The organism is Streptomyces sp. 2-1, from assembly GCF_048564895.1.
Classification (GTDB): domain Bacteria; phylum Actinomycetota; class Actinomycetes; order Streptomycetales; family Streptomycetaceae; genus Streptomyces; species Streptomyces phaeochromogenes.
On the sequence record NZ_CP183383.1, the window covers coordinates 4,898,813 to 4,920,351 of the forward strand.

Below are 21,539 nucleotides of genomic sequence, written 5' to 3' on the forward strand. Positions count from 1 at the left end.
GACGCCAAGTGATACCGCTACGTCAACCCATCGGGCGACCCCGCCAAACTTCCGGGTGACGTGATCTTGCCCTCTATTGCTTTCGGCTGCCCTCCTGGGTACGCTCATCGCAAGTTGCAGTTTGGTTTCCCTTGCAGTACAGAGCCTGCGGAGCATGTGACCGCGGGCTCTCGTCGTTTTCAGACGAATGCAGTTGTTTACAAGCTTTTGTTTACACCTTGCAGGTTCTGGAGCAGGGCAACCCTTTGGGCCCAAGGAGGGCTTATGGCTACCGGAACCGTGAAGTGGTTCAACGCTGAAAAGGGCTTTGGTTTCATCGCCCAGGAAGGCGGCGGCCCGGACGTCTTCGTCCACTACTCCGCGATCAACGCGAGCGGATTCCGCTCTCTCGAAGAGAACCAGGCGGTTACCTTCGACGTGACCCAGGGTCCGAAGGGCCCGCAGGCGGAGAACGTCACCCCCGTCTGATCCTTCGGCCGAGTCTTGGCTCCATGAGCCCAATACTCTGATCCGGAACCGAGAGCAGTACCCAAGGAGCCCCTACACCGTCAGGTGTCGGGGCTCCTGCCTTTTCTCACGGCCCCTGCCGTTCAGTTCTCACGGCTCCTACCGTTCAGACACTGAGAGACGCGCGCGCCGCGACCGCGTCCGCCGGGTCCCAGCCCTCGCCCGGTACGGACGCGAGCAACAGGCGGGTGTACGGGTCCGACGGCTCCGTCAGTACGCGGCCGGTGGGGCCCTGCTCCACCGTCCGGCCGCGGCGCATCACCAGGACCTCGTCCGTGACGTGCTGCACGACGGCCAGATCGTGGCTGACGAAGACCAGGGCCACCCCGGTGTCCCGGCGGATGTCGTCCAGGAGCCGCAGGATCTGGGCCTGGATCGACACGTCCAGCGCGGCGACCGCCTCGTCCAGGACGAGGATGCGGGGGTCCACGGCCAGGGCCCGGGCGATCGCCAGTCGTTGCCGTTGGCCGCCCGAGAGGTGGCGGGGGCGGGCCTCCGCCTCCCGTTCGCCGAGGCCCACCTGGTCCAGGAGCGTTGCCGCGAGGGACTCCGCGCGGCCGTGCAGGCGGAGGGCTGTGCGGAGGCACTGGGTCGCTGTGAGTCTGGGGTCCAGGGAGATGTACGGGTCCTGGAAGACCATCTGGATCTCTCGGGCTCGGGTCAGTCTTGCCGTTCGGCGACGGGGGGTACGGGGGTCTCGGGGGCGGCCTTCCACTGTGATCGTGCCGGTGTCGGGGGTGGTGAGGCCTACGAGCATGCGGGCGACTGTGGTTTTGCCTGAGCCGGATTCGCCGACGATGCCGAGGGCTCCGCCGGTCTGGAGGGTGAAGGAGATGTCCTCCGCGGCTGTGTGGCGGGCCCCGCCGGGGAGGGGGTACGTCTTGCCGAGCCCTTCTACCTTCAGCAGGGGGCTTGTCATTTGTGGCTCACCTTGTCTTTCGGCTCACTCGCCGCTGTGCGTTGTGCCCACCCGTTCCGCCCTGCGGAACGCCTGCCCACAACTCGGCAGGCCACAAAGGCGCCCTCTTCCAGCGGCACCCTTTCCGGGCTCCACGTCTCGCATTGCTCCTCCGCCTCCCCGCACCGCGGTGCGAAGGGGCAGCCCTGGAACGTGTCCGCGAGGGATGGGGGGCGGCCCGGGATGGGGGTCAGGGGGTTGGTGTCGCCGAGGGTTGGGGTGCAGGTGAGGAGGCCTTGGGTGTAGGGGTGGGCCGGGGTCGTGAAGAGGGCTCGGGCTGTGCGTTCCTCTACGACACGGCCGGCGTACATGACGTACACGCGGTCGCAGTACGCCGCCGCCAGGTGCAGGTCGTGGGTGATGAAGAGCAGGCCCGCGCCCTGTTCCTCGCGGGCCGTGCGGAGTTGGGCGAGGATCTCGGCCTGGGTGGTGACGTCGAGGGCGCTGGTGGCCTCGTCGGCGAGCAGGAGTCGGGGGCGGGCGGCCAGGGCGCCGGCGATGACGACGCGCTGGAGCATGCCGCCGGAGAGTTCGTGGGGGCGCTGGCGGACCCGCTGTTCGGGGTCGGACAGGCCGACGGCGGCGAGGAGTTCGACGGCCTGTTCCTTGGTGGCGCCGCGTTCGACGAGGAAGTCGCCGATGCGGCGGACCGGGTTGAGGGTGGCGCGCGGGTCCTGGTGGATCATCGCGACGGTGTCGGCGCGGTGGGCGCGCAGGGCTTCGCCGCGCAGGCCGAGTACGTCCGTGCCGTCGACGCGGACCGAGCCGTCGAAGTCGGCGCCCGTGGGCAGCAGGCCGAGCGCCGCCTTCGCGGTGGTCGACTTTCCGGAGCCCGACTCGCCGACCAGGCCGACGACTTCACCCTCGGCGACGGTCAGGGTGACGGAGTCGAGCAAGGGGCGGGCCGTGCCGGGCACTTGGACCGTGAGGTCTTCGAGAGACAGCAGCATGGGCTCAGTCCTGACTTCCTAGGCGGTCGGCGGCCCAGACGCCGGCCACGTTGACGGACACGACGACCAGGGCGATGGCCGTGCCGGGGACGAGGGCGGGCAGCAGGGCGCCCTGGACGACGGCGGACTGGCCCTCCTGGACCATCAACCCCCAGTCGGAGGAGGGTGGTTGGGCACCGAAGCCCAGGTAGGAGAGGGTCGCCAGGGACATCACGGCCTCGCCGAAGAGGACGACGAGGTAGCCGAGGACCGAGCGGCCCAGGTTGGGCACCAGGTGCAGGGCGCAGATGCGGGTGCCGCCCATGCCCTGGACGCGGTAGGCGTCGACGTACGGTTTGCGGACCTCGGAGAGGGCGAGTGAGCGGGTGTAGCGGGCGACGGTCGGGGTGAAGGCCAGCCCGAGGGCGAGCACGGAGGTCGTGGTCCCGGTGCCGAAGACGGCGATGATCAGGACGGTGAAGAGCAGGCCCGGGAAGGCGTACATCACGTCGGTGATCCGGGAGACGAGGGCGTCGATCCAGCCGCCGTGCCAGGCCGAGAGCACGCCGAGGGTGACTCCGAGGACGGCGGCGACCGCGAGGAGCAGGAGCGGGGTGATCAGGCTCGTACGGGCTCCGTGGAGCACGCGGGAGAGCAGGTCCTGGCCGGAGGAGTCGGTGCCGAGGAGGTGGTCGGCGCTGGTGCCGGCGAGGGACGCGGAGAGGTCGATGGCGTCGGGCGCGTAGGGCGCGATGAGCGGGGCGAGGGCCGCCGCGAGGACGACCAGGGCGAGTACGGCGGCGGCTGTCAGGACGCCGAGAGGGCGTCGGCGGGGGCCGGTCGCCACGGGCCGCAGGGCGAGGGTGGTCATGCGGGGCGCACCTCCTTGACGCGCGGGTCCAGCAGCGGGTGGACGAGGTCGACGACGGTCGTCACCACGACGTAGCCGGTGACCATCAGCAGCAGGACCGCCTGTGCCACCGGGAAGTCGTGCGCGTTGATCGAGCCGACCAGGAGCGAGCCGATGCCGCTGAGGCCGAAGGCCGTCTCGACGACGACCGTGCCGGCGAGCATGCCCGCCATGACCAGGCCGCACATGGTGACGATGGGGCCGAGCGCGTTGCGCAGGACGTGTCGGCGGATGATGTCGCGTTCCGGGACGCCGGAGGCGCGGGCCGCCTCCACGTGGTCGGAGGCGGCGGCGTCCGCCATGGCCTGGCGCGTGACCCGGCTGATGATCGCAAGCGCGCCCAGCGCCAACGACAGGGCGGGCAGCGTCAGATGGTGCAGGGTGCCCGCGATTCCCGTACCGCTGCCGGTCACCGGGAACCAGCCCAGTTGTACGCCGAAGAGCGAGACGAGTGCGATCGCGGCGACGAAGGACGGCACGGAGGCGGCGAGGGTCGTGCCGCCGACGACCGCCGAGTCCACCCAGGTCGAGCGGCGCACGGCGGCCAGGATTCCGGCGCCGACGCCGAGGACGACGAAGAGCACGGTGGCGTACGCGACGAGTTGCAGGGTGGTCGGCAGGCGGGCGGAGACCAGGTCGCCGACCTGGTCGCTGTACTGGAAGGAGCGGCCGAGGTCGAGGTGGACGCAGTCCCACAGCCAGCGCCCGTACTGGACGACGAGCGGCTCGTCGAGGTGGTACTGCGCGCGGACCGAGGCGAGCCGTTCGGGGGTGAGCTTGTCGCGCCCGCCCGCGAGGAACACGGCGGGGTCGCCGGGCGCCGCGTACACGGCGGCGAAGATGACGAAGGAAGCGGCGAACAGGGTGGCCAGCAGACCGGCCAGCCGCCGGGATATACGAGCGAGCATGAGAGGTGTCTCCAACCAGCCTTGCTTGGCGAACTAGCTCTTCCTGGAGCCGAGTTCGGCTGCCCACGGGTAGTAGAGGTAGGCCTGTGAGGCCGGCGGACCGGTCAGCTTCGCGTCGAGGAGCAGGATCGTGGGGATCTGGGCGATCGGGATCCAGACCGCCGCGTCCGCGAAGCGCCGCTGCACGTCGATGGCGAGCGAGGCGCGTTCGGTGTCGTCGAGGGTGGCGAGCGCCTTCTTCACGTTCCTGTCGTACGTGGCGTCCTTGAAGCCGACCCAGTTGTTGGAGGAGTCGGACAGGCCGTTGTCGTAGAAGCCCATGGGGTCGGCCTTGGAGATGTACCAGTCGCCCACCAGCAGGTCGATCTCGTCGCGGGCCTGCGGATCGCTGTAGAACTCCTCGAACTGGGACGTCGGTACGGTCTTGATCTGGGCCTTGAGCCCGATGCGCTGGAGTGCGGCGCGTACGGCGTTGGCGGTGACGGTCCGGCCCTGGCTGGCGTCGGTGCCGATGACGAGGGGCGCTCCGGGCGTGCCCGCCTCCTTCACCAGTTTCTTGGCCTCGGCGAGGTCGTCGGCGGTGGGTGACGCGGGGGCCAGCGACCCCAACTGCTTCTGAGCGGCCTGGAATTCGGCCTTCTCGTAGCCCCAGGCGCCGGAGCCGACGGGGGTGGCCCACGGTTCGACGAGGCCGCCGTACCCGGAGTCGGCGATGCCCTTGCGGTCGAGGGAGAGGGAGAGCGCGCGGCGGATCCGCTCGTCCTTGAGGCCGCCGCGGGCGGTCGGGATGAGGACGAGGGAGGCGGTGGAGGGCCCGTAGTGCTGGGCGATGCCCTTGTCCTTGAGGAGGGCGGCGGCCGTGTTGGGCGACTCGGCGTACGCGCCGTCCGCCGCGCCGGTCTTGAGCGCGTTCACGAGCGCGCTGTCGGCGGCCCAGCGGAAGACGACCTCGCGGGTCATCGGCTGCTTGCCCCAGTAGTCGTCGTAGGCGGCGATGGTGATCGAGTCGCCGGACTTCCAGTTCTTCAGCGCGTACGGTCCGGAGCAGGCGTCCGCCTGGCCGGGGGTGCCGAAGTCCTGGCCGGCCTTCTCGACCTGCTCCTTGTTCCAGACGATTCCGGCGTCTCCGGCGAGGGCCTTTGTGAAGAGGGCGTCGGGGGCCTTGAAGCCGATCGTGATCTCGTCGGCGCCCGTCTTCCTCATCGACGAGACGTTGCCGAACTCGTCGGACTGTTCCATGTCCGGGTCGGCGTGCCGCTTCAGGGACCACAGGACGTCGTCGGCGGTGAGCTTCGAGCCGTCGTGGAAGGTGACGCCGGAGCGGACGGTGAGGGTGAGGGTCCTGCCGTCGGTGGAGGTCTTCGCCGAGGAGGCGAGGAAGGGCTTGGTCGTCATGTCGGGCTGGAGCTGGTAGAGCCGCTCGCAGACGTTGGTGAGGACGACGCGGCCGGCGCTGGTGCCCTGGGTGTCGAGGTCGAGCGAGTCGGGCTCGTCCTCCAGGAGCCAGTCGGCCCTGGCAAGCGTGCCCTTGGCGGCCGCAGTGGTGGGGCTGAGCTCCAGCTTGGCGGCGTCGGCGGACGCGCCGCCGGTGCCGCTCGTGGTGTCGGCGCCGCTGCAGGCGCCGACGGTCAGGAGGGTCGCTGCGGCCAGGACCGCCGTGGCGCCCCGCCTTCTGTCGCTGTGGGTCGTCATCCGGCATCTCCGTAAGGGCCGTCGTACAGGTTCCAGGGCAGGTGCTGGTAGTCGCGGTCGCAGGGCGTGCCCGCGGTCACGTGGTAGTCGCCGCCGGTCAGGTCGACGCAGGAGGAGACGAGCGTGGTCCAGTGCTGGACCACGGGCATGCGGCTGTCGGGGTGGGTGCACAGCGACTCGGGGAGGCCGAGGTGGTCCGACATGGCCTGCTTGATCAGCTTGCGGCTCTCGTCGGGACCGGTGGAGCCGCGCAGGACGCGCAGGCCCTGTTCGGCGCGCGGCACCCGGACCAGGGAGTCCGACGACAGGGGCCGGTAGCCGGCGGCGAGGGCGGCGGGGATGCCCGCCTGGTAGTGGTTGCCGTGCACGAGGAGCCCGTCGGTCGGATGCATCCAGCCGTGCCCGGCCGGGGTGGTCTCCAGGTCGATGGCGTACCCCTCGCGGCAGGTCAGCAGGGCGTTGCTGGCGATGTGCGCGCGGGTTCGGCAGAGCACTTCGAGGGCGTCGGTGATGGTGTGCTGGTCCAGGACCCGGCGTCGTACGACGGTCTGCGGCAGGCCCACCGCGTCGTCGAACCGTCCGCCCAGGCCGTTCGCGTTGAGCGCGATCCCCGCCGAGTTGGCACCCTGGCGGCCGATCTGGCCCGCCTCGACCTGCATGATCAGGGTGGGCTTCGGCGGCTGGACGACGCGGAGCATGACGACCGTGTCGGAGACACCGGCCCGCCAGTCCCAGTTCTGGCCCGCCCAGACCCGGCCGTCGCCGCTGGCCTCTCCGTAGGCGGCGAAGGAGGTGCAGCCTTCGGAGCGTTCCTCGACGGGGACCTCGACGGGTGCTTCCTGAAGCTCCCCCCGCGCTTCGCCCATCCTGGCGAAGGACCGGTCGTAGATGACCTCACCTCGGGCGTTGAGGGCGAGGACGTCGAGCAGGTCCACGCCCGCGCCGTCGGCGATCCCCCGCATCTCCTCGACGAGGTCGGGGGCGTAGTCGCGTACGGGGTCCAGCCAGCGGGCGGCTCGTGCGGTCACCTGCTGCCAGGTGAGGCCCGAGGAGTGCCCGAACGCCTCCTCGTAGTACGCGAGTGCGGTGTGCAGCCGGGGGCGGACGGCTTCGCCGTACTGGCGGCCTCGGTCCAGGGGGTTGCCGGAGATCTCGATGATGGGGAGGGTGCGGGGTGCCATTCTTCTCCTCGCGGTGGAGGGCTCCGCGCAACCGTCCTGTAACGTTGGTTACGAGATGCTCTCCTTTTGGAATGCGTTGCCCAGGAGAGTAACGGCAATCACACCGGAGTCAATACCTGTAATGAATATTTCAGAGGAGTCGGGCGGCGGCGAGGGTCTCGCCCGGCTGCGCGCGACCGTGCGCGAGAAGTGGGATTCGCTGTCCGCCTCCGAGCGGGCCGTGGCGCAGCACCTGGTCAGCGCGCCCGTGGAGTCCCTGCTGTTCGCGTCCGCCCAGGAGCTGGGCAGCGCGAGCGGCACCAGCAACGCCAGCGTCGTACGCACCCTCCAGCGCCTCGACTACGCGGGGCTGCCCGCGCTCAAGCGGGAGCTGGCCTCCGACTTCACCTCGTCGGTGGCACCCGAGGTCCGCCTCCAGCAGCGCATCGCCCATGTGGGGCGGGACCTGGACGGCATCTGGGGCGAGGTCTTCGACGAGGCCCAGGAGCGGATCGAGCACGCGCGGCGGCTCACGCCGGGTGACGCGCTTCGGGACGCGGTCGGCATCCTGGCCGAGGCGGCGGAGTCCGGCGAGATCCACTGCTACGGCGTCGCTGCCTCCGAATTCGCCGCGCGACACCTGGCGTTGGCGCTCGGCCGCATCGGGTGCCGGGCCCGCCATCTCGGCGAGACGGGTTTCGCGCTGGCCGATCCGTTGCTCCGGCTGCGGCAGGGCGATGCGGTGGTCATCTTCCAGCCGGGGCGCGCCTTGGCCGAGCTGACGGTCATCACTGAACGCGCGCGGTCCGTGGGCGCCCGGGTCATCCTCGTCACCGACGAGCTCGCCGAGCTGTACGGCCCGAGCGTGGACGCCGTCCTCATCGCGCCGCACACCCCGACGGGCATAACGGCGGAGGCCCTCACCGCGATCGTCGTCGCCGACGCGCTCCTCCTCGCCCTCACTGCCCTCGACGAGACGCGGGCAGTGGAGACGTCACATCAACTTACGGCGTTGCGGGAGCAGTTGCTGAAACCGAAGCGCAAGTAGCGACCACTTTTCTGCGCCCCCGCCGCCCCTACCCATTCCCATCCCTGACTCAGGGGCTCCGCCCCCGAACCCCCGCTCCTCAAACGCCGGAGGGGCTGAAGATTTCGCAGTTCCCCGCGCCCCTAAAAGGGGCGCGGGGAACTGCGCAGTCCAGTCACAACACACCCGCACGCATGCCACCCCGCAAGCCCCCACCAACCAGCCCGTCCGGCGTTTGAGGACGAGGCCGTTCAGGCCGATCTCCCACCCACGGTCAACCCACCCACCCCGCACCTCCAGCCTCTCCGGCGTCTGAGGAGCGGGGGTCTGGGGGCGGAGCCCCCGGTAAGGGACGGGAATGGGTAGGGGCGGCGGGGGCGAAGAAACCCGGGCCGGAGGCCTACTCCGCGTACAGTTCCTCGATCTCCCGGGCGAACTCCCGCGTGACGACCGCCCTGCGGAGCTTCATCGTCGGGGTCAGGTGGCCCGCCGTCTCCGTGAAATTCAGGGGGAGCACGGTGAAGCGGCGGATCGATTCGGCTCGGGAGACGAGGCGGTTGGCGTCGTCGACGGCGCGTTGGAGGACGGCGAGGAGGTCGGGATCGGTGACCAGGGCCGCGACCGGGACGTCCGACTTGGCGGTCATCCGGCACCAGTGGGCCATGCCCTCGGCGTCAAGGGTCAACAGGGCGGTGATGTAGGGGCGGTTGTCGCCTACGACCACGCACTGGTTGATGAGCGGATGGGCCCGCAGCCAGTCCTCCAGCGGCGCAGGAGCCACGTTCTTGCCGCTGGTGGTGACGAGGATGTCCTTCTTGCGCCCGGTGATGGTGAGGTAGCCCTCGTCGTCCAGCTCGCCGAGGTCACCGGTGGCGAACCACCCTTCCTGGTCGGCCGGGACCACCCCGCCCGCCTGCGGGTCCCAGTAGCCGCGGAACACATGCTCCCCGCTGAGCAGGATCTCGCCGTCCTGGGCGATCCGGACACGCGTACCGGGCAGCGGCCACCCGACCGTGCCGAGCCGCGGCCGGTGCGGGTAGGTGAGCGTCGTGGCGGCCGTCGACTCGGTCAGGCCGTAGCCCTCGAAGACCTGGATGCCCGCGCCGGCGTAGAAGGAGGCGAGGCGGCGCCCGAGCGGGGAGCCGCCGCACACCACCTGGCGGACCTTGCCGCCGAGGGCGGCGCGGATACGGCGGTAGACGAGCGGGTCGTAGAGGGCACGGGCCGCCTTGAGCTTCGCACCCGGCCCCGGGCCCGCCCCGTGCTGCTGGGCCTCCAACGCCTCCCCGTACCCGCGCGCCACCCGCGCCGCCCGGTCGAAGGAGGCGGCACGGCCCATCTTCTCGGCGGTGGCGCGGCCGGTGTTGTAGACCTTCTCCAGCACGTACGGGATGGCCAGGAGGAAGGTCGGGCTGAAGCCGGCGAGGTCGGCGAGCAGTTCCTCCGTACGGATGCTCGGCGCGTGCCCCAGCCGGACCCGCGCCCGCATACAGGCGATGGCGACCATCCGGCCGAAGACGTGCGAGAGGGGCAGGTAGAGGAGCGTGGACGCCGGGTCCTTGAAGGTGGACTTGAAGACCGGGTGGAGCAGTTGGACGGCGTTGTCGACCTCGGCGAAGAAGTTGGCGTGGGTCAGCGCGCAGCCCTTGGGCCGGCCCGTGGTGCCCGAGGTGTACATGATCGTCGCGAGCGAGTCGGGACCGAGGACGCCCCGGCGTACCGCGACCTCCTGGTCCGGCACGTCACGCCCCAGCTCGGCGAGCCGCTCGGTGTGCCCCTTCTCGAAGATCCACATGTGGCGGACATCGGGGAGCCGGTCGCGCTCAGGGCCGAGCGCGGCGGCCTGCGCCACATGCTCGACGGCGATCGCCACCGCACCGGAGTCCTGGAGGATCCAGCGGGTCTGAAAGATCGACGAGGTGGGGTAGACGGGGACGGTGACGAGCCCGGCGGCCCAGGCCGCGAAGTCCAGCAGCGTCCACTCGTAGGTCGTACGCGCCATGATCGCGAGCCGGTCGCCCGGCAGCAGCCCCTCCGCGATCAGCCCCTTGGCGACCGCCAGGACCTCGGCCGCGAACTCGGCTGCCGTGACGTCCGTCCAGGTGCCGTCCGCCCCCTTCCGGCTGAGCACCGGGTCGTCGGGGGCCTGTTCCGCGTTGTCGAAGGGGATGTCCGCGAGCGAGCCGTGCGTGACGGCGTACACCATCGGGGGCACCGAGACCTCACGCACGACCCCGTCGAGCCGCCTGACCTCGGGTTCAGGGATGACGAGCTCGGGATTGTCGGAGGGATCGCGGGACACTGACGGCTCCTAACTCTTGCACTCCCCCCATTACGGACCTGTGAAGTGGCGGGTTCACCTGGGAAAGTGAGGTGCTTCTGTGCGGAAGAGTGAGAGGTTCGTGCACGTTCGGACGCCTGTTCATCTTTTGCCCAACATACCGACGCAACAGGGGCGTTGCCCGCGGATCCGTCGAGTTCGTGCCCTTCGGCCCCTCACTGACGTTCAAGTCGGCCCCTCACGGACGTTCGAGTCGGCCCCTCACGGACGTTCGAGTCCGCTCCTCACGGACGTTCGAGGATCGCCGTGACGCCCTGCCCTCCCGCCGCACAGATCGAGATCAGTCCGCGCCCGGGAGCGTCCCGTTCGGCGAGCAGTTTCGCGAGGGTCGCCACGATCCGCGCCCCGGTGGCCGCGAAGGGGTGACCGGTCGCGAGCGAGGAGCCCGCCACGTTCAGCCGGTCACGGTCGACCGTGCCGAGCCCCCGCTTCTCCCAGGCCGCCAGCGTGGCCAGCACCTGTGACGCGAACGCCTCGTGCACCTCGACGAAGTCGAAGTCGTCCAGGCCGAGCCCGGCCCGCTCCAGCATGCGCGGCACGGCGTGGGCGGGCGCCATCAGCAGACCGTCCTCGCCACCGGCCACATCGCCGTTCACGAAGTCGACGGCCGCCGTCTCGTACGCCGTCAGATACGCGAGCGGCGCCAGCCCGCGCACCGACGCCCACTCCTCGCTCGCGAGCAGCACGAGTGCCGCGCCGTCCGTGAGGGGCGTCGAGTTCCCGGCCGTCATGGTCGGGGCGGGATTGTCGGGGCTATCGGGATTGCCGGGGTTACCTGGGGTGCCTTGGCCCTTCAGCCCGAACACCGGCTTCAGGGAGGCGAGTTTGCCGACCGTCGAGCCGGGCCGGAGGTTCTGGTCGCGGGCCAGCCCCCGGAAGGGCACGACCAGGTCCCCGAAGAAGCCGCGCTCGTACGCCGCCGCCAGCCGCTGATGGCTGGCCGCCGCCAACTCGTCCTGCGCCTCCCGGGTCACGCCCCAGACCCGGGCCGTGACAGCCGCGTGCTCGCCCATCGAGAGGCCCGTACGGGGCTCCGCGTTGCGCGGGATGTCCGGGACGAGGTGGCCGGGGCGGATCCGGGCGAGTGCCTTCAGCCGGGCGCCCGTCGACTTCGCGCGCCGGACCTCCAGCAGGATGCGCCGCAGCTGGTCGTTGACGCCGAGCGGGGCGTCGCTGGCCGTGTCCGCGCCGCCCGCGATCGCCGACTCGGTCTGCCCGAGGGTGATCTTGTTGGCCGCGGCGATGACGGCCTGGAGGCCGGTCCCGCAGGCCTGCTGGATGTCGTACGCGGGGGTGCGGGCGTCCAGCCTCGACCCGAGCACGGTCTCGCGCGCGAGGTTGAAGTCCCGGCTGTGCTTGAGCACGGCACCGGCGACCAACTCCCCCACCGCGCCCGGCTCTTCGAGCCCGAAGCGGCTGAGGCGTCCGACGTGCTCGACGAGTCCGTCGACCGCCGCGGTCAGCATCTCCTGGTTCGAGGCGGTCGCGTACGGGCCGTCCGAGCGGGCGAAGGGGATACGGGTGCCGCCGACGATCGCGACGCGACGCGGCTGCGGCGCCCGGAAGGATCCCCGCAGAGGCTCCCGAAGGGGTTCCGGCAGGGGTTCCGGCAGGGGTTCCGGCAGGGGTTCAAGGGGGCTCATCTCGACCTGCTCCTCACCGTGACGTAGGCTTACCTCGGGTAACCTTACTCCAGAGTAAGAATACGACCGAGCTGGGAGTTGGACGATGGCCGACCGCTACCTGAGCCTCACCGGCACCGCCCCCGGCCGGTTCCTGACCCGCCGGCTCGGGCTGCCGCAGCCGGTGCGACTACGGCGCTGGAGCGCCGAACAGCCGTCACTCCAAGGGGAGTTGCTGCATCTCACCGCGGGCAAGTCGGAGCTGGACCTCGCACCCGTACTGGCCCGGTCCGGGCCACGCTCCGGCGGCGAGGAGCCCCACTCCGGCGGCGACAGGCCCGTCGCCGTCGTCCTCGACGCCACCGGCGTCCGTGACATCGACGCGCTGGCCGAGGTGCACGCGGCCCTCCACCCCGTCGTACGGTCGGTCGCCGAGAGCGGGCGGGTCGTGGTGCTCGGCGCGCCCCTGGATCCCGCCGACCATCACCAGGCCGCCGTCCAGCAGGCCCTCGAAGGGTTCGTACGGTCCCTCGGCAAGGAGATCGGGCGCGGGCGGACGGTGAATCTCGTACGGCTCCTGGAGGCGGGGGCCGCCGAGTCGACGTTGCGCTTTCTGCTGTCGCCCAGGTCGGCCTATGTCAGCGGGCAGGTGATCGAGGTCGGCGGCCACGGTGGCGGGGACGGTGGCAGTGGTGATGGCGGTGAGCCGGCCGGGCCCGAGGATCCCGAGAAGCCCCTTGCCGGGCGTACCGCGCTCGTCACCGGGGCCGCCCGCGGGATCGGTGAGGCCGTCGCCGCGACGCTGGCGCGGGACGGGGCTCAGGTGGTGTGCCTCGACGTGCCCGCCGCCGGAGGCGATCTCGCCGCCGTCGCCGAGCGGCTCGGCGGGGTCGCGCTGCCGCTCGACATCACGGCGGACGACGCGGGGGCGCGGATCGCCGACGCACTCCCCGGCGGGCGGCTCGACGTACTGGTCCACAACGCGGGGATCACCCGGGACCGTCGGCTGGTCAACATGGCTGCGGAGCGGTGGGGTTCGGTGCTCGACGTCAACCTTGCGAGTGTGCTCCGCACGACCGACGCCCTGCTGTCCGCCGGCGCGCTCCGAGCGGGTGGGCGGGTGGTCGCCACCGCGTCCATCGCCGGGATCGCTGGGAACGCCGGGCAGACGAACTATGCCGCGTCCAAGGCGGGGGTCGTGGGCCTGGTGCGGTCGCTCGCCCCTCGGGCGCTCTCGGAATACGGAGTGACGGTGAATGCGGTCGCGCCCGGGTTCATCGAGACCAAGATGACTGCCGCCGTACCGTTGTTCATTCGCGAGGCGGGGCGCCGGATGAACTCGCTTGCCCAGGGCGGGTTGCCGGTTGACGTGGCCGAGACGACTGCTTGGTTCGCGCATCCGGGGTCCGGGGCGGTCAACGGGCAGGTTGTTCGGGTGTGCGGGCAGAGCCTATTGGGTGCGTGAAGGGTCCGTGCTCAGCCCAGAAAGGAAGTCAGCGTTGGATGACGTAACGGGTTCTATTCGTACCCAGGTTCTCGACCGTTCGCCGCGCCTATGGCCCTTGCTCGCCCGGGGTGCTTTCCTCTCGCCCTTCAAGCGGCCCCGGACGGGAGTCACGGCACCCCGTACCCGATTGGTTCTCCCGGGTCTTCGTATCGACCTGGGAAAGCTCGCCGCTTATGAGCGGGCCTGTGGATTCGGGGTGGGGGCCGACGAGTTGCCCATTACCTATCCGCACGTTCTCGGATTTCCGTTGGTCATGCGGCTGATGAGTGAGCGGGCCTTTCCGTTGCCGTTGCTCGGGCTGGTGCACACGTCCATCGGGATCACCCGGCGGAAGGCGACGGCGGCGACCGGGGAGTACGAACTCGCCGTGTACGTCGACGAGTTGGTGCCCCACCGACGCGGGACCGAGGCCGTCGTCATGACGGAGATGCGGGCGGGGGGCGAGCTCGTGTGGGAGTCGCGGAGTACGTATCTGGCGCGGCACCGCACCTCGGCGGGGAGCACGGGCGGGCCGGCCGCGCCCGAGGAGCGCAAGCCGCTGCCCGTCGTGGCCGAGTGGGCGCTCGCCGGGGACGTGGGGCGGCGGTACGGGGCCGCGTCCGGCGACCGCAACCCGATCCACCTGCACCCCCTCACCGCCCGGCTGTTCGGCTTCCCCCGGGCCATCGCGCACGGCATGTGGACCGTGGCGCGCTGCCTCGCCGAGCACGGGACGCCTCAAGCGGCCGTGGTCCGGGCGGAGTTCAGGGCGCCGGTGCTTCTGCCGGGGACGGTGTCGTACGGGGCGGAGGGTGCCGCCTTCGAGCTACGCGGAGCGGGTGGCCGGCTGCACCTGTCCGGAGAGGTCCTCCCCGTACTCTGACGCGCGCCTCGCCCTGCTACCCCGCCGAGCCGTGCTCCGACCAGGGTCTCCCCTCCATCAGGTCCCCCAGGCCCGCCCAGGCGAAGTTCATCAGGGTCGTGGCGGCCTGCCGGGCGGAGACGCCGGGGGTGGCGTTGGCCCAGGCGGCGAGGGACTCGGCGGCACCGACGAGGGCTTCGGCGAGGCCGGCCACCTCGCGCTCGGGCAGCGACGGGTCCCGGTGCGCCTCACGGGCGGCCACCACGATCAGCTGCGTGACGAACGCGACGATCTCCTCGCGCATCGCGGCGAACTCCGCGGCGAACGGCTCCCCGTGCGTACGCGCCTGGAGGTGCAGCACCGCCCAGCCGTCCGGGTTCTGCGCGGTGTGCGTGAAGAACGCCCGCAGCCCGTCCCAGAGTTGGCGGTCGGCGGGCAGGTCCTGCTGGACCCCCGCGCGCACGGCCGCGGTCAGGGCGGCGGCCTCACGGCGGATGCACGCGGTGAAGAGGTCTTCCTTGGAGTTCAGGTACAGATAGACCAACGGCTTGGACACGCCCGCCAGATCGGCGATCTCGTCCATCGACGCGGCCCGGTATCCCCGCTGCCCGAAGGTCTGCACCGCCGCGTCCAGCATCTGCTGTTCGCGCACGGCTCGCGGCATCCGCTTGCTCTTCACTGCACCCATACGAGCAAGAGTACGAGTTGTCTGCCGACGGCTCTGCGGTGTTGGGGGCTGGCCGGATCGGCCTGAACGGCCTCGTCCTCAAACTCCCCCACTCTCGGCTTCGCTCGAGCGGGGGGACCCCCACGACGGGCTGAGTGTGTCGGCCGGCGCCGAAAAGTGCTCCTGATCAGCCTGATCAGTTACGACGTCTGGCCCTGGGCCCGTGTCACCTCGTCCACCGCGTCGTCCTCCTGGCTGCGGTTGGCCTCCAGGTTGGACTTGACGCGGTCGACGCGCTCGACGATCTGGATCGAGGCGCGGTCGCGTTCCTTGCGCAGGACGACGAAGCTGATGGGGGCCGAGATCAGCAGGGAGAGCAGGATGATCCACATGCCGTTCGAGTCGCCGAGTCCGCGCGGGGCGATGCCGGAGTAGACGAGGCCCCAGACGACCACGAGGCAGCCCACCAGGATTCCCAGGCGCATCAGTGTGTAGCGGAGCATCTCAATCCACTCTTCCGTGTCGAACGGGTTCTAAGGGGTCCGAAGGGATCCGAAAGTCCCCGACATTCCCAAAGGGCACCGTCCAGTCAAGCACGAGCGGCACCGGATCTTGCAGGGGGGTGCGGGGGATCAGGTGAGCGGCAGCAGCATGAAAATGTCGTCGCGTTCGTCGCCGGGCGCGACGCGTATCGCGTCCGGTATGCGGCCGACCTCCTTGTAGCCGCACGAGCCGTAGAACCGCTCCAGGCCGTGTCCGCCCCGGCAGGTGAGGCGGATCGCCTCGATGCCGTCGAGGGAGCGGGCCGCGTCCGCGGCGGCGGCCAGGAGGTCCCGGCCGTACCCCTTGCCCTGGTGCTTCGGGTGGACCATCACCGTGTAGAGCCACAGCCAGTGGGTCATCAGCCGGTGGGTGTTGAAGGTGAGGAAGGCCGCCGCGGCCACCTGGCCCTCCTCGTCGAACCCGGCCAGGAGGCGGGCGCGGCCCTCCGCCATCGCCACGAAGTGTTTCACCAGCTCCGGCCGGATGACCTCACGGTCCACCGGTGCCACGAAGCCGACGGCGCCTCCCGCGTTGGAGACATCCGTCCACAGATCAAGAAGACCGTCACGAACCTCGGCGGTGACAGCCGGTTCGAGAACGAAGGTAAGGGCCATAAGGCAAGGCTAACCATTACGCGACACCGACCTCAAGACAGACCGGCGTCACGTACGTCACGTGCTTTCCTCGCCCCCGCCGCCCCTACCCATTCCCATCCCGTACTCAGGGGCTCCGCCCCCGAACCCCCAAAAGACTGCGCAGTTCCCCGCGCCCCTAGGTCTTCAGGGGCGCGGGGAACTGCACACCCAGCCCATGCCCACCCGCACCCCTAGGTCTTCAGGGGCGCGGGGAACTGCGCAGTCCAGCCACGACTCACCCGCACCCCTAGGTCTTTAGGGGCGCGGGGAACTGCGCAGTCCAGCCCCTCCCACCCGCACCCGAAAAGTCACCCCAAGAACGTCAGACCCTCATCGGCTGAGGCAACTCGCGACGCCCCGCGTCGGGCCCGTCGTACTCGCGGATGATCTCGTACCGCGTGTTCCGCTCGACCGGCCGGAACCCGGCGTCGCGGATCAGGTCGAGCAGATCCTCACGCGTCAGCTTGTTCGGCGTGCCGTAGTTGTCGGCGTCGTGGGTGATCTTGTACTCGACGACCGACCCGTCCATGTCGTCCGCACCGTGCTGAAGCGCCAGCTGGGCGGTCTGCACACCGTGCATCACCCAGAAGACCTTGACGTGCGGCACGTTGTCGAAGAGCAGCCTGGAGACCGCGAAGGTCTTCAAGGCCTCCGCACCCGTCGCCATCTGCGTCCGCGCCTGGAGGCGGTTGCGGACCTTGCCGTCCTTCACGTCGACGAAGTCGTGCTGGTAGCGCAGCGGGATGAACACCTGGAAGCCGCCGGTCTCGTCCTGCAGCTCACGCAGACGCAGGACGTGGTCGACCCGGTGGCGAGGCTCCTCGATGTGCCCGTACAGCATCGTGCACGGGGTCTTGAGACCCTTCTCGTGCGCGAGGCGGTGGATGCGCGACCAGTCCTCCCAGTGGGTGCGGTGGTCGACGATGTGCTGCCGGATCTCCCAGTCGAAGATCTCGGCGCCGCCGCCGGTCAGCGACTCCAGACCCGCGTCGATCAGCTCGTCCAGGATCTCGGACGCCGAAAGACCGCTGATCGTCTCGAAGTGGTGGATCTCCGTGGCCGTGAAGGCCTTCAGGGAGACGTCCGGGAGCGCCTTCTTCAGTTCGCTGAGCGAGCGCGGGTAGTAGCGCCACGGCAGGTTCGGGTGCAGGCCGTTCACGATGTGCAGCTCGGTGAGGTTCTCGCCCTCCATCGCCTTGGCGAGACGAACGGCCTCCTCGATGCGCATCGTGTACGCGTCCTTCTCGCCCGGCTTGCGCTGGAACGAGCAGTAGGCGCACGACGCGGTGCACACGTTCGTCATGTTGAGGTGGCGGTTGACGTTGAAGTGGACGACGTCGCCGTTCTTCCGCATCCGCACCTCGTGGGCGAGCCCGCCCAGCCAGGCCAGGTCGTCCGACTCGTACAGCGCGATGCCGTCCTCGCGGGTCAGCCGCTCACCGGCCCGGACCTTGTCCTCCAGCTCGCGCTTGAGCCCGACATCCATGCTGCTTCTACCTCTCGTAAGTGACGAACCTTGTCAACCGTACGCCCAGCCGCCTATTCCTCTTCGGGCAGCTCACCCACCCGGTTCTCCCACTTCGTGGAGAGCACGATGGTCGTACGCGTCCGGGAGACGCCCTTCGTCCCCGACAGCCGCCGGATGGTCTTCTCCAGACCGTCCACGTCGGGCGCCCGCACCTTGAGCATGTACGAGTCGTCGCCGGCGATGAACCAGCAGTCCTCGATCTCGTTGAGGTCCTTGAGCCGGTGCGCCACGTCCTCGTGGTCGGTGGCGTCGGAGAGCGAGATGCCGATGAGGGCGGTGACGCCGAGACCGAGCGAGGTCGCGTCGACCGTCGCGCGGTAGCCGGTGATGACACCGGCGGCCTCCAGGCGGTTGATGCGGTCGGTGACGCTGGGTCCCGACAGACCGACGAGGCGTCCCAGCTCCGCGTAGGAGGCCCGGCCGTTCTCCCTGAGGGCCTGGATGAGCTGCCTGTCCACCGCGTCCATGCGATCGATAGCCTTCCGCTGAAAGTTCCTGAAGTGATGCCCTGAAGTGATGCGTGGGTACTGCGCGTTGCTCGGTCGTACGGGTCTGTCGTACAAGTCGGTCGTACTGCTCGGTCGTACGGGTCGAACGTGGTGCTCAGGTGCTGCCCGGATGCTGCTCAGGTGGTGCGTGAGCCCCCGCCGAGTTCGCCCTCCCAGCGGCGGTAGAGCGTGTGCCCGACGCCCGCCGCGTCCAGCACGCGCCCGGCGACGAAGTCCACCAGGTCCTGGATGTGGGTCGCTCCCGCGTAGAACGCCGGAGAGGCCGGCAGTACGGTCGCGCCCGCGTCGTCCAGTGTCACCAGATGCCGCAGGGTCTGCCCGTTCAACGGGGTCTCGCGGACGGCGACGACCAGCTTGCGCCGCTCCTTGAGGGTGACGCTCGCGGCACGCTGCAACAGGTCTTTGGAGAGGCCGAGCGCGACCCCGGCGACACAGGCGGTGGAGGCGGGCACGATCAGCATGCCCTTCGAGGCGTACGAACCGGACGACGGCCCCGCCGCCAAGTCACCCGCGCTCCAGTGCCGTACGTCGTCGACGTCCACCGCGAAGGTGCCGGGCTTGCCGTCGGCCCCCCGGCCGAGCCATTCCCGGAGGTCCTCCTGCCAGTGGCCGTCCCGGAAGCTGATCCCGGTCTCGTCTAGCAGCGTGAGCCGTGAGGCCCGCGAGACGACCAGGTCGACGCTCTCGCCGGCCGCGAGGAGGGCACGCAGCACGGCAGCCGCGTACGGCGTTCCGGACGCGCCGGAGACCCCCACGATCCAAGGCCGACGCTGAGTTTCTCCTGCGTTCACACCCTGAGCCTACCGGCGGGCCGCCCGGAGCTCAGGACCGGCCGCGCCTGCGGGCGGTCCACGGGCCGCACCCTGCTCACCCGGCACTCACGCGGCACTCACACGGTCAGACCGCGCACCAGCAGATCGAGCAGCGCGCACGCGAACAGGGCGATGCCGATGAAGCCGTTGACACTGAAGAAGGCGCGGTTCACCCGGGAGAGGTCGTGCGGGCGGACGATCGAGTGCTCGTACAGGAACGCGCCCGCCACGATCACCAGGCCGATCCAGAAGAAGGTGCCCGCGTCGGTGGCCAGCGCGTACCAGACGAAGAGTGCCGTCGTGAGGGTGTGGCAGACGCGCGCGCCCCAGACGGCCGCCGGGATGCCGAAGCGCGCCGGGACCGACATGACGCCGATCTCGCGGTCCGTCTTCACGTCCTGGCAGGCGTAGATGAGGTCGAAGCCGCCGATCCAGATGCCGACCGCGAGGCCGAGGATCACCGCGTCCCAGGACCACTCACCGGTGATCGCCAGCCAGCCGCCGATCGGCCCCATGGCCTGCGCGAGACCGAGGATGGCCTGCGGGAAGTTCGTGAACCGCTTGCCGTACGGGTACACGACCATCGGGATGACCGCGATGGGCGCGAGCGCCAGGCAGAGCGGGTTGAGCAGGGCCGCCGCGCCGAGGAAGAAGACGAGGGCGACCAGCGCGCCCGTCCACGCGTGCTTCACGCTCATCGCGCCGGTGACCAGCTCGCGATGGGCCGTACGGGGATTGCGGGCGTCGATCTCCCGGTCGATGATCCGGTTCGCGGCCATGGCGAACGTCCGCAGGCCGACCATCGCGACGGTCACCAGCAGCAGCCGCCCCCAGTGGATGTTCCCGTCCAGCGTGAACATCGCCGTCAGCGCCGCGATGTACGCGAAGGGCAGCGCGAAGACGGAGTGCTCGATCATGACGAGGCGCAGGAACGCCTTGGTGCGCCCCGGCTGGGGCTGGGGGATCGCGGCTGATGCGCTGCTCACGAGAGTCCGTACTCCTTCCACCGGCGGTCGACCTTCGCCGCCGTCTCCGGGTCGGACAGCACCATGTCGGGCCAGCCGCCGTCCCGCGTGTACCCCTCCTCGGGCCACTTCTTCGTGGCGTCGATGCCCGCCTTGCCGCCCCAGAACTGCTGGTACGAGGAGTGGTCGAGGTGGTCGACCGGCCCCTCGACGACGGTGAGGTCACGGGAGTAGTCCGTGTTCCCCAGCGCGCGCCACGCGACCTCGTGCAGGTCGTGGACGTCGCAGTCGGAGTCGACGACCACGATCAGTTTGGTCAGGGACATCATGTGGGCGCCCCAGACGGCGTGCATCACCTTCTGGGCGTGCTTCGGGTACTTCTTGTCGATCGCGACGATCGCGCAGTTGTGGAAACCGCCCGCCTCGGGGAGGTGGTAGTCCACGATGTCCGGCACGATGATCTTGAGGAGGGGGAGGAAGAACCTCTCCGTCGCCCGGCCCAGCGGACCGTCCTCGGTCGGCGGCCGGCCGACCACGATCGACTGGAGCAGCGGACGCTTGCGCATCGTCACACAGTCGATGGTCAGGGCCGGGAAGGGCTCCTGCGGAGTGTAGAACCCGGTGTGGTCGCCGAAGGGGCCTTCCGGGAGCATCTCGCCTGGCTCCAGCCACCCCTCCAGTACGACCTCGGCCTGCGCCGGCACCTGCAACGGCACGGTCTTGCAGTCGACCATCTCGATCCGCTTGCCCTGGACGAACCCGGCGAAGAGGTACTCGTCGATGTCACCGGGCAGCGGGGCCGTGGACGCGTACGTCACCGCGGGCGGGCAGCCGAAGGCGATCGCGACCGGCAGCCGCTCGCCCTTCCGCGCCGCCACCTGGTAGTGGTTGCGGCTGTCCTTGTGGATCTGCCAGTGCATGCCGATGGTGCGCTTGTCGTGGCGCTGGAGGCGGTAGAGCCCGAGATTGCGGATGCCGCTCTCCGGGTCCTTGGTGTGGGTCAGACCGAGGTTGAAGAAGGACCCGCCGTCCTTGGGCCAGGTGAAGAGGGCGGGCAGCTGGTCCAGGTCGACCTCGTCACCCTGGAGCACGACCTCGTGCACCGGCGCGTTGTCGGACTTGATCTTCTTCGGCGGTACGTGAGTCATGGCGCCGAGCTTCCCGAAGGCCTCGCGCACCCCGATGAACCCCTGCGGCAGCTCGGGCCTGAGCAGTCCGCCGATCTTCTCGCTGATCTCGTCGTACGACTTCAGGCCGAGCGACTTGAGGAGCCGGCGGTCCGTCCCGAAGACGTTCATCGCGAGCGGCATCGCCGACCCGCGCACGTTCTCGAAGAGCAGGGCGGGGCCGCCGGCCTTCTGGACGCGGTCGACGATCTCCCCGACCTCCAGATACGGGTCCACCTCGGCCTTGATGCGCTTGAGGTCGCCCTCACGCTCAAGCGCCCGGAGCAGGGAGCGAAGATCGTCGTAAGCCAT

At 70.0% G+C, this 21,539-nt stretch carries 20 protein-coding genes; 4 read left to right on the top strand and 16 right to left on the bottom strand.

Features of this window, described 5'->3' with window-relative positions; all coding sequences use genetic code 11:
- Nucleotides 1–264 precede the first annotated feature (264 nt).
- Entirely contained in the window at nt 265–468 is a 204-nt protein-coding gene (locus ACN20J_RS21520; protein ID WP_033319512.1) for a cold-shock protein, read from the top strand.
- Between the two features lie 145 nt (nt 469–613).
- Here the strand turns inward: ACN20J_RS21520 and ACN20J_RS21525 are convergent, their stop codons facing one another.
- Genes ACN20J_RS21525 through ACN20J_RS21550 form a run of 6 tightly spaced genes read right to left on the bottom strand, consistent with a single transcriptional unit; the run spans nt 614 to nt 7,085 of the window.
- Nucleotides 614–1,426, bottom strand: coding sequence for an ABC transporter ATP-binding protein (locus tag ACN20J_RS21525; protein WP_419666550.1), 813 nt, complete (start codon nt 1,424–1,426; stop codon nt 614–616).
- Nucleotides 1,423–2,415: an ABC transporter ATP-binding protein gene (locus tag ACN20J_RS21530; RefSeq protein ID WP_419666551.1), complete on the bottom strand. Its 993-nt coding sequence runs from the start codon at nt 2,413–2,415 to the stop codon at nt 1,423–1,425. The genes ACN20J_RS21525 and ACN20J_RS21530 overlap by 4 nt, the downstream gene beginning before the upstream one ends.
- 4 nt (nt 2,416–2,419) lie before the next feature.
- Nucleotides 2,420–3,265, bottom strand: a complete 846-nt coding sequence (locus ACN20J_RS21535; RefSeq protein ID WP_190231002.1) for an ABC transporter permease — start codon at nt 3,263–3,265, stop codon at nt 2,420–2,422.
- On the bottom strand, nt 3,262–4,212 hold the full coding sequence (locus ACN20J_RS21540) for an ABC transporter permease (protein ID WP_190231001.1): 951 nt from the start codon (nt 4,210–4,212) through the stop codon (nt 3,262–3,264). The genes ACN20J_RS21535 and ACN20J_RS21540 overlap by 4 nt, the downstream gene beginning before the upstream one ends.
- Before the next feature lie 33 nt (nt 4,213–4,245).
- Nucleotides 4,246–5,904, bottom strand: coding sequence for an ABC transporter substrate-binding protein (locus tag ACN20J_RS21545; RefSeq protein WP_419666552.1), 1,659 nt, complete (start codon nt 5,902–5,904; stop codon nt 4,246–4,248).
- Entirely contained in the window at nt 5,901–7,085 is a 1,185-nt protein-coding gene (locus tag ACN20J_RS21550) for a C45 family autoproteolytic acyltransferase/hydolase (RefSeq protein ID WP_419666553.1), read from the bottom strand. Before ACN20J_RS21550 ends, ACN20J_RS21545 begins: the two co-directional genes overlap by 4 nt.
- 121 nt (nt 7,086–7,206) lie before the next feature.
- On the opposite strand from ACN20J_RS21550, the gene ACN20J_RS21555 reads away from it, so the two are divergent.
- Nucleotides 7,207–8,112, top strand: a complete 906-nt coding sequence (locus ACN20J_RS21555; protein WP_189844856.1) for a MurR/RpiR family transcriptional regulator — start codon at nt 7,207–7,209, stop codon at nt 8,110–8,112.
- A 379-nt stretch (nt 8,113–8,491) separates the two neighbouring features.
- Here the strand turns inward: ACN20J_RS21555 and ACN20J_RS21560 are convergent, their stop codons facing one another.
- Nucleotides 8,492–10,393 (bottom strand): AMP-dependent synthetase/ligase, encoded by a 1,902-nt coding sequence (locus tag ACN20J_RS21560; RefSeq protein WP_419666554.1) that lies wholly within the window; start codon nt 10,391–10,393, stop codon nt 8,492–8,494.
- A gap of 263 nt (nt 10,394–10,656) precedes the next feature.
- Nucleotides 10,657–12,075 (bottom strand): acetyl-CoA C-acetyltransferase, encoded by a 1,419-nt coding sequence (locus ACN20J_RS21565; protein WP_419666555.1) that lies wholly within the window; start codon nt 12,073–12,075, stop codon nt 10,657–10,659.
- A gap of 85 nt (nt 12,076–12,160) precedes the next feature.
- Here ACN20J_RS21565 and ACN20J_RS21570 point away from each other — a divergent pair, with 85 nt between their 5' ends.
- Nucleotides 12,161–13,519: a 3-oxoacyl-ACP reductase gene (locus ACN20J_RS21570; RefSeq protein WP_419666556.1), complete on the top strand. Its 1,359-nt coding sequence runs from the start codon at nt 12,161–12,163 to the stop codon at nt 13,517–13,519.
- 55 nt (nt 13,520–13,574) lie between these two features.
- Nucleotides 13,575–14,423, top strand: coding sequence for a MaoC/PaaZ C-terminal domain-containing protein (locus ACN20J_RS21575; protein WP_419668922.1), 849 nt, complete (start codon nt 13,575–13,577; stop codon nt 14,421–14,423).
- A 16-nt stretch (nt 14,424–14,439) separates the two neighbouring features.
- Here the strand turns inward: ACN20J_RS21575 and ACN20J_RS21580 are convergent, their stop codons facing one another.
- The 8 genes from ACN20J_RS21580 to ACN20J_RS21615 all read right to left on the bottom strand — a co-directional run bounded on the left by ACN20J_RS21580 (nt 14,440) and on the right by ACN20J_RS21615 (nt 21,539).
- On the bottom strand, nt 14,440–15,090 hold the full coding sequence (locus tag ACN20J_RS21580; RefSeq protein ID WP_419666557.1) for a TetR/AcrR family transcriptional regulator: 651 nt from the start codon (nt 15,088–15,090) through the stop codon (nt 14,440–14,442).
- Nucleotides 15,091–15,269: 179 nt separating this feature from the next.
- On the bottom strand, nt 15,270–15,572 hold the full coding sequence (locus ACN20J_RS21585; protein WP_189844859.1) for a DUF4229 domain-containing protein: 303 nt from the start codon (nt 15,570–15,572) through the stop codon (nt 15,270–15,272).
- A gap of 129 nt (nt 15,573–15,701) precedes the next feature.
- The gene (locus ACN20J_RS21590) at nt 15,702–16,226 is read right to left on the bottom strand and encodes a GNAT family N-acetyltransferase (protein WP_361997016.1); all 525 of its coding nucleotides are present in this window, start codon (nt 16,224–16,226) and stop codon (nt 15,702–15,704) included.
- Nucleotides 16,227–16,569: 343 nt separating this feature from the next.
- The gene (mqnE, locus tag ACN20J_RS21595; protein ID WP_419666558.1) at nt 16,570–17,733 is read right to left on the bottom strand and encodes an aminofutalosine synthase MqnE; all 1,164 of its coding nucleotides are present in this window, start codon (nt 17,731–17,733) and stop codon (nt 16,570–16,572) included.
- 53 nt (nt 17,734–17,786) lie between these two features.
- Entirely contained in the window at nt 17,787–18,242 is a 456-nt protein-coding gene (locus ACN20J_RS21600; protein ID WP_055616806.1) for an Lrp/AsnC family transcriptional regulator, read from the bottom strand.
- Between the two features lie 158 nt (nt 18,243–18,400).
- Nucleotides 18,401–19,075, bottom strand: a complete 675-nt coding sequence (locus ACN20J_RS21605) for a UbiX family flavin prenyltransferase (protein ID WP_189844861.1) — start codon at nt 19,073–19,075, stop codon at nt 18,401–18,403.
- A 98-nt stretch (nt 19,076–19,173) separates the two neighbouring features.
- Nucleotides 19,174–20,082, bottom strand: a complete 909-nt coding sequence (gene mqnP / locus ACN20J_RS21610; protein ID WP_189844862.1) for a menaquinone biosynthesis prenyltransferase MqnP — start codon at nt 20,080–20,082, stop codon at nt 19,174–19,176.
- On the bottom strand, nt 20,079–21,539 hold the full coding sequence (locus ACN20J_RS21615; protein WP_190230995.1) for a menaquinone biosynthesis decarboxylase: 1,461 nt from the start codon (nt 21,537–21,539) through the stop codon (nt 20,079–20,081). The genes mqnP and ACN20J_RS21615 overlap by 4 nt, the downstream gene beginning before the upstream one ends.